We start from the raw sequence: 7480 nt of genomic DNA, 5'->3' as shown, positions 1-7480 counted from the left end.
TGGACGGTGCGGCCCCGGCCTCCCCCCCCAACGACGACGGCCGCGCCCCCGTTCGGGTGCGCGGCCTTCGTGCTGCTCGGGGTGTTCCCGGGGCCACCGACCCCGGGGCTGCCCGGCTCAGTCCTTGGCGCCGCTCGCCTTGCCGTCGTCGCCGCGTACGTCGGCGGCTTCGCGCGGATCGTCGTCGCGCGGGTCGTCGGCGTACTCGTCGTCGAGGTCGACGTCGTCGCGGCCGGTCGTGGTCGAGATCCGGCCCGCCGACAGCAGCTGGGTCGCGTACCGGTGGGTGATGCACGGGTAGGTCGCGCCGCAGTGCATGCAGACGGCGTCGTTGCGGTGCATCCAGGGCAGGACGCCGAACCGTTTGGTCTTGGTCAGCGGCTCCCGGTCCGGGGCGTGCAGCTGGAGGGCTTCCCGGGCTGCGTTCTGGATCTCCGGCGCCGACCACTCCTCGGCACTCTTGTCCATCAACGCGTGCAGGTCCGGGGGGAGGGAGTCGCCGGCGGTGACCGGCGGTTCGGCAGGGGACTGGGTCATCTGTGGTCTCCGGGCTGAAGGTCGGGGCGGTGCACGACCGGACCAGGCTGGAACGGCTGTCTGAAGCGTGTCAGTCTGATCGCTCGCAGCGACACTAGCCGCTGCGGGGCCTACTCCTGCCACCGCCCGGCGGTACTCCCGAGTAAGGGTTTCGTCATCTTCTCGCCAGGCCCGGGAGTCAGCTCCAGAGGTTCTCGAAGGCGACCCGCGCCTCGAGCTCCAGCAGGTGCCGTTTGCGCGGGATGCCACCGCCGAAACCGACCATCTTGCCGCCCGCGCCGACCACCCGGTGGCAGGGCACGACCAGGGGCAACGGGTTCCGGTTGCAGGCGACACCGACGGCCCGGGCGGCCCCCGCGTCGCCGACCGCCTTGGCGACGTCGCCGTAGGTCTGCATCTCGCCGTACGGGATGCGGGTCAGCTGTTGCCACACCGCGCGCTCGAACGCCGAGCCGCCGCGCACCGACAGCGGCAGGTCGAAGTCGGTCCGCTCGCCGGCGAAGTACGCCTTGACCTGTTCCTGGGTCTCGGTGAGCAGCGGGTCGGGCACGGTGACCGGCTCGATGTCGTCGAGGGCGCCGAACGAGACCCGGCACAGCCCGGTGTCGTCGACGGCCAGGGACAGGTCACCGATGGGCGAATCGATCACGGACCAGCGCATGGGCCCATCCTCCTCCCCGGCACCGACACTTTCCGGCGGTCCGGCGGCACAATGGATGCGGGGCGTGACGCCGGACACACAATGTCCTGGATTCGTCACAGTGTGTGTGCTATTCCTGAGTCGCCCTCTTCCCGACCGGCAGCGAGGGGTTGTCCGTGACCGAGCAGACCCCCGACTCCGACCTCCCGCGGTACCTGCCGGGCACCTTCCGCTCCAGCACCCCGCCGGCCTACCCCCAGTACGGCGTACCGGAGGCCGGCGGCGCGCACCTGCTGCCCAAGCGCCCACCCTCGCCGCCGCTGGACCGCTGGTTCACCTCGGAGCACGCGATGGGCCTGGCCGCGTCGATCCTGATCGGCGCCGTCACGGTGATGAGCTGGGCCACCGCCTGGTCGGACTGGAACTCCTACCGCACCCTGCGCCTGTACGCCGGGGACGCCGACCGGATGGACGACGCCGACCTGATCTCCGGCCTGTTCGGCATCATCGCCGCGCTCGCCCTGTTCACCTCGGCCGTGGTGTTCATCGTCTGGCTCTGGCGGGTCCGCTGGAACGCCGAGATGTTCTGCCGCGGCGAGCACCGCTACACCCGCGGCTGGGTGCTGGGCGGCTGGATCGTCCCGGTGGTCAACCTCTGGTACCCCAAGCAGGTCGTCGACGACATCGTCGCGGCCAGCGACCCGCGGACCCCGCCGCACCTGCCGACCCTGCGCGGCATCCCGGGCACCCGGCTGGTCTGGGCCTGGTGGCTGACCTGGGTGGTCGGCCTGGTGCTCGACAACATCGGCCAGCGCAGCGTCCTGGACGGCGCCCCGCAGCTCGGCGAGCTGCGTGAGAACGCGTGGATGTCGACGGTCTCGGCGGTCAGCACGACGGCCGCCGCCGTGCTCGCGATGATCCTGATCCGGCGGATCAACGACCTGCAGTCCGAGCGCCCGTGGACACCGTGGTGGGCGACCCCGTCGGCCCCGGGGAATCCTGCCCCGTAAAGCAACCCGTCACGGACCGTCCACTGGGTCGTTACAAGTGGTGATGGGCGTTGGAAAAGAACTCGTTAAGTCGATACCCTCCGTGCTGGGCTCGGCTCCCCACGGGTACTTACTTCGTGGTATCAATGGGGCTCGGTCACGCGGGGGCAGGATTCGACCGAGACGCCGAACAGACGGAGTTCCAGCAACGCGAGGGACGCACGACGTGAGCCACCCGCAAACGGCGGTCTTGTCCGCTGCCGAAGACCACGACGAGTGGCAGCCACATGCTGCTGAGGAGTTCCAGCAGGTCGGCACCGTCGGCAAGATCGCGACCGGTCTGCTGGCCGCGTCCACGCTGACCCATCTGCTGGTCACCTGGTCGGACTGGAACACCTACAGCGCGGTCAGCCAGTTCCTCGGCGACGGCGCCGACGTCGACATGGCGATCCTGAACCGGGCCGACACGATCGCCCGGCTCACCTCGATCCCGAACGTGATCGTCTCGGTCGCGGCCGCCGTGGTCTTCGTGATCTGGCTGTGGCGCGCGCGGGTCAACTCCGAGGTCTTCTGCCAGGCCGACCACCGCCGCAGCCACGGCTGGGTGCTGGCCAGCTGGTTCTGCCCCGGCCCCAACCTCTGGTACCCCAAGCAGATCGTCGACGACGTCTGGCTGGCCAGCGATCCGAAGACCCCCGTGTACGCCGACGACCTGCGCCGGTTCAGGCCACCGCTCCTCACCCAGGTGTGGTGGATCACCTGGGTCGGCGCACTCGCGTTCGACGTGGTGATCCGCCGGTTCCTGATGTGGATGAGCCCGACCAAGGCGACCCTGCTCGGGATCGCGCTGGCCGGCGCGGCGTCGCTGCTGCTGACCGCGGCCGCGGCGGTCGGCGGCACGCTGGTGATCCGCAGGATCAACGCCATGCAGGCCGGCCGCGAGTGGGTCCCGTGGTGGGACCAGCGCGAGCCGAAGCTGACCGCCGTCCCGACGTACGCCGACGACGACACCTCCGAGCAGCAGCCGATCGCGGAGCCGATCGCCGCCGCTCCCGCGCTGCGCCTCGAGCGCTCCCCGGAGCGCCGCTCGGGCTACACCCAGCAGCCCCCGAACCAGTACGCCGCCAACGAGACGACCTTCGGCGGTGGAGCGGCCGGGACCAACCCGTTCGCCGCTCCCGCCGCGGGTGCCGGCCTGGCCGCCGAGGCCGTCAGCGGGGGAGCCACCGGCTCGCCCTTCGCACCGGCTGCTCCCGCCGAGGAGGAGGCGCCGGCCTGGAGCCCGTTCGCGCCGGTGGCTTCGGAGACCTACCAGGACGCCGGTCCGGCGACCGAGCAGTTCAGCCCGGTGGAGACCTGGCGCGAGGAGCGGGGGCCGGTCGAGGAGGCCACCCCGTCGTACCAGCAGACCGCGTCCGGTCTGGAGTCGCCGAGCTGGGCGGACACCGGCAGCTACGGCGCCGCCTCGACGTCCGACGACCTGCTGTCGGCGCCGCTGCCGAGCTGGCAGGCCGAGACGGTCGCACCGCCGACGCTGAACGCCGCGCAGCCCGACCCGTACTCGTACCAGCCCGAGCCGGCCGCCCCCGCCGCCGAGCCGGAGCCGACCTGGTCGTCGTCGTACGCCCAGGGCTACTCCTACGAGACCACGTCCGACTACCTGACGTCGTCGGCGCCGATCCCCGCACCCGAGCCGGAGCCCGAGCCTGCACCTGTTGCGCGCGCCGGCCGCCGGGCCGCTCGGGTCGCGGTGGACAGCCCCTCGACGGTCCAGCAGCCGACGTACCAGGAGCCGAGCTACCAGCAGGACAGCGACGACTACCTCACGCCGTCGAAGCCGCTGCCCTCGGTCCCGTCGTACGGTCCGGAGCCGACGTACTCCCCGGAGCCCGCCGCCTACACCCCCGAGCCCAGCTACGCGCCGGAGCCGACCTACGCGGCGTACGACGCCCCGGCGGTCCCGTCGAGCTACGAGACGGCGTACACCCCGGACTACAGCTCCTCGTACACCGAGTCGACGTACTCGGACTACAGCTCGTCGTACGCGCCGCAGCAGCCGGCCGAGCCGTCGTACGAGTCGTACAGCTCGACCTACGACTCCTACAGCTCGCCGGCGCAGAGCAGCTACTCCGACAGCAGCTACGACTACAGCCCGAACTACGCGCCCGAGTCCTACGACAGCAACTACGCGTCGACCGACTACAACTACTCCCAGCCGGCCGAGCCGCAGTACCAGCAGCAGGCGCCGTACTCGTACGAGCCGGCCGAGCCGCCGGCCGCCCCGGCCTCCGGTACGCCGGACGGCGAGGACACCGGCGAGCACACCGCCCCGCGGACCCACCCGCGCCGCCGCTGGGTCTGAGACCCGGCCCTCCCGTAGAGGCCTGATCCCTCCCCCCGGGATCAGGCCTCTTTCTCATCCTGCGCGGAAAGCGCTTGCACGCTAGGGTTGACTGTCATGACCCTGGCTTTCTCCACGCTCGGCTGCGCCGGCGCTCCGCTCGACACCGTCCTCGACCTCGCCCAGGCCAACCAGATCACCGGCCTGGAACTGCGGGCCGCCGACGAGGAGTTCACCCACATCGGGTTGACCCCGGCCGAACGCCGGACGCTGCGCTCCCGGATCGAGGACGCCGGCCTGGAGATCCTCGCGGTCGACAGTTACGTGCACCTGTGCGGCGTCGAGGAGCAGCCGCTCGCCGAGCACCTGGAGCTGGCCCACGACCTCGGCGCCCGCGGCGTCCGGGTCTTCATGCGCGACGACCCCGAGGCGACCGGCGAACCGACGGCCGGGGAACTGCGCGCGATGGACCGGGTCGCTCAGTCGTCCACTGAGGTCAGCGTGCTGCTGGAGACCCACGACACGCACTCGTCCGGCCGGAGCATCGCCGCGTTCTGCGCACTGCTCGACCGCGAGGTGCCCAGCCACAACGCCCGGGTGATCTGGGACGCCGCGCACACCCGCCGGACCGGCGAGACCGCGGCCGAGTCGCTCGAGCTGCTCCGGCCGTGGCTCGAGTTCGTCCAGATCAAGGACCACGACTCGCACGACAGCTACAAGCCGGTCGCGATGGGCGCCGGCGACTACCCGATCGCCGAGCTGCTGAAGGCCCTCGACGGCACCGGCTACCCGCTCTCGCTGGAGTGGGAGCTCAAGTGGCACCCCGACCTGCCGCCGCTGTCCGAGGCACTGCCGGCGACGCTGGCCTGGCTCGGCGATTCAAAATCGAACTAATTGGCCTAGGCCACAATCACGACTCGATTCGGGCCGGGTGCATGACAACGGGCACCGGTCGGTCGTCAGACAGGTGAAGTCCCGACGGGGGACCTTGCAGGTAAGGACATTCACGATGACTGTGACCAGCGTGCGGTGGTGGGTCGGTTGAGTCCGCGGGCCGTGGACAAGCGGGCCCGGCCGGGGAACGAGGGCGGGTTGCCCGCGACGGAGCCGGCCGCCGACCTGACCGGGGTCGGGCAGCCGGAGGAGACCAAAGAGCCGGTCGAGGCCGAGCAGCACTGAGCCGGAACCGGCCGGGCCTCCGCGGCCCGGCCGGTCAGTGCCGCAGTATCAGGCACACGTCGCCGAACTCATGCCACAGGTAGTGCTGCTCCAGCGCCGCGTCGTACGCCTGCTGGACGACGGCACCGCCGACGACCGACTCCAGCAGGAGCAGGTGGGACGCCTCGGGTGCGTGCATGCCGGTGATCAGCCCGTCCACCACCGACGCCGGCCGGTCGGGCCCGAGGACCAGGTCGGTCCAGCCGCTCGACGCCAGGACTGCTCCGCTCGGAAGCGCGGTCGACTCGATCGCGCGGACCGCGGTGGTCCCGACAGCGATCACCCGGCCGCCGTTCGCCTTCACCCAGTTCACCAGCCGCGCGGTGTGCTCCGGTACGGCGTACCGCTCGGGCAGCGGGGGCTCGTGGCTCTCCAGCGACGACACCCCGCAGTGCAGCAGGATCGGCGCGATCAGTACGCCGGCCGCCGCCAGCTGACTGACCAGCTCGAAGCTGAACGGCCTGCCCGCGCTGGGCATCTCCGCCGAGCCCGGCTGGTTGGCGAACACGGTCTGGTAGAGCCCGAGCGGCCACTGCCGGTCGACGTACTTGTAGGTGATCGGCCGCCCGTGCTTGCGCAGGTACCCGACCACGTCGCTCACCGGTGGCTGCGCTCGCCACAATCGCGTCGAACCTTCCTGGTACGGCGCCAGCAGCCGCAGTACGCCGTCCGGCAGCTCCACCTCGTCGCCACTCGCCCCACCGAGCATGGGCGAGCCGCCACTGCGCAGCTCGACCACCCACGTCCCGTCGTCGAGTGCTGTCGAGAAGTGCACCACCACAGGCGCAACCCCCGCGCCGGTGATCCAGGAGCCGTCGACTGCAGCCGCCAGCGTTCCGGAGGTGTTCACCAGCAGCAGGTCACCCGGTCGCAGGTGCTCACCGATCCGGTCGAACCTGGTGTGCCGCACGGTCGACCCCTCCGCGACCAGCAGCTTCACCTGGTCCCGAGCGAGCCCACGTGCCTCCGGCGGCTCGACAGCGTTCAGCTCGTCGGGCAGCGTGAACCGGGTCTGCGGGTGGACCTTCACGACGTCACCGCGGGCGCGAACTCCGCCGCCCGGTAGCGCCCGCTCGCCGGGCGGCCGTCGACCAGCCCGAGCAACGCCGGTACGACGGTCGCCGGCTCCGGCCGGTCCGAGATGTCCTCGCCCGGGAAGGCCGCCTGGTGCATCGCGGTCCGCAGGTCGCCCGGGTCGACGGCGTACACGGCGAGGTCGGGGTGCTCCGCCGCGAGCACGGCGCTCGCGTGGTCGAGCGCGGCCTTCGACGAGCCGTACCCGCCCCACCCCTCGTACGCCTCGACCGCGGCGTCCGAGCTGACGTTGAGCACGATCCCGGCGGCGGTCCGCAGCTCGGGCAGCAGCGCCTGGGTCAGCGCGATCGGCGCGACCACGTTCACCTCGTAGACCCGCCGGAGCTCGGTCAGGTCGGCTCCGGCCAGCCGCTGCAACGGGCTCGGCCCGAGGTAGCTCGCGTTGTTCACCAGCAGGTCGAGGCGGCCGAGCTCCCCGGCCGCGTCGACCAGGTCGGCCCGGTGCTCGGGATCGGTGACGTCCCCGGCGAGCGGGACGACGTCGGTCGTGGCGGCCAGTTCGTCGGCCGCGTTCTTGAGGGCGTCGGCTCCCCGAGCGGTGATGATCAGCGACCATCCCCGCTCGGCGAGCCCGTGCGCCAGCGCCAGTCCGAGGCCCGTCGACGCCCCGGTCACCACAGCAACAGGAGAAGAAGTCATGCCCGCCACTGTGGTACCTCA

At 71.4% G+C, this 7480-nt stretch carries 8 protein-coding genes; 4 read left to right on the top strand and 4 right to left on the bottom strand.

Translation table 11 applies throughout. The features are described 5' to 3' along the window. Positions 1-117: 117 nt before the first annotated feature. Both AB0M01_RS17795 and AB0M01_RS17790 read right to left on the bottom strand, forming a co-directional pair. The gene (locus AB0M01_RS17795; RefSeq protein WP_363670560.1) at positions 118-537 is read right to left on the bottom strand and encodes a hypothetical protein; all 420 of its coding nucleotides are present in this window, start codon (positions 535-537) and stop codon (positions 118-120) included. A gap of 178 nt (positions 538-715) precedes the next feature. After that, positions 716-1198 (bottom strand): methylated-DNA--[protein]-cysteine S-methyltransferase, encoded by a 483-nt coding sequence (locus tag AB0M01_RS17790; RefSeq protein WP_363670558.1) that lies wholly within the window; start codon positions 1196-1198, stop codon positions 716-718. A gap of 155 nt (positions 1199-1353) precedes the next feature. Here AB0M01_RS17790 and AB0M01_RS17785 point away from each other — a divergent pair, with 155 nt between their 5' ends. From AB0M01_RS17785 to AB0M01_RS17770, 4 genes are all read left to right on the top strand, one after another. Then, positions 1354-2187 (top strand): DUF4328 domain-containing protein, encoded by an 834-nt coding sequence (locus AB0M01_RS17785; protein WP_363670556.1) that lies wholly within the window; start codon positions 1354-1356, stop codon positions 2185-2187. A 229-nt stretch (positions 2188-2416) separates the two neighbouring features. Next, a complete protein-coding gene (locus tag AB0M01_RS17780; RefSeq protein WP_363670554.1) occupies positions 2417-4528 on the top strand; it encodes a DUF4328 domain-containing protein in 2112 nt (703 codons plus the stop codon). A 96-nt stretch (positions 4529-4624) separates the two neighbouring features. Continuing rightward, positions 4625-5401 carry a TIM barrel protein gene (locus tag AB0M01_RS17775; protein WP_363670552.1) on the top strand — a complete coding sequence of 259 codons (777 nt, stop codon included), beginning with the start codon at positions 4625-4627 and terminating at the stop codon, positions 5399-5401. A gap of 138 nt (positions 5402-5539) precedes the next feature. Continuing rightward, positions 5540-5686: a hypothetical protein gene (locus tag AB0M01_RS17770; RefSeq protein WP_363670550.1), complete on the top strand. Its 147-nt coding sequence runs from the start codon at positions 5540-5542 to the stop codon at positions 5684-5686. 34 nt (positions 5687-5720) lie between these two features. Here the strand turns inward: AB0M01_RS17770 and AB0M01_RS17765 are convergent, their stop codons facing one another. Further along, entirely contained in the window at positions 5721-6755 is a 1035-nt protein-coding gene (locus tag AB0M01_RS17765) for an S-adenosylmethionine:tRNA ribosyltransferase-isomerase (protein WP_363670548.1), read from the bottom strand. Beyond that, entirely contained in the window at positions 6752-7459 is a 708-nt protein-coding gene (locus tag AB0M01_RS17760; protein ID WP_363670546.1) for an SDR family NAD(P)-dependent oxidoreductase, read from the bottom strand. Before AB0M01_RS17760 ends, AB0M01_RS17765 begins: the two co-directional genes overlap by 4 nt. Positions 7460-7480: the final 21 nt, after the last annotated feature.

It is taken from the genome of Kribbella sp. NPDC051770 (genome assembly GCF_040681455.1).
Taxonomy (GTDB): domain Bacteria; phylum Actinomycetota; class Actinomycetes; order Propionibacteriales; family Kribbellaceae; genus Kribbella.
Note: the sequence above shows the minus strand (reverse complement) of the source record. Positions and strands in the feature narration are given on the sequence as shown.

Coding starts and splice junctions, on each gene's coding strand:
- AB0M01_RS17795 (WP_363670560.1), bottom strand. CDS start 537: ATGACCCAGTCCCCTGCCGAACCGCCGGTCACCGCCGGCGACTCCCTC.
- AB0M01_RS17790 (WP_363670558.1), bottom strand. CDS start 1,198: ATGCGCTGGTCCGTGATCGATTCGCCCATCGGTGACCTGTCCCTGGCC.
- AB0M01_RS17775 (WP_363670552.1), top strand. CDS start 4,625: ATGACCCTGGCTTTCTCCACGCTCGGCTGCGCCGGCGCTCCGCTCGAC.
- AB0M01_RS17760 (WP_363670546.1), bottom strand. CDS start 7,459: ATGACTTCTTCTCCTGTTGCTGTGGTGACCGGGGCGTCGACGGGCCTC.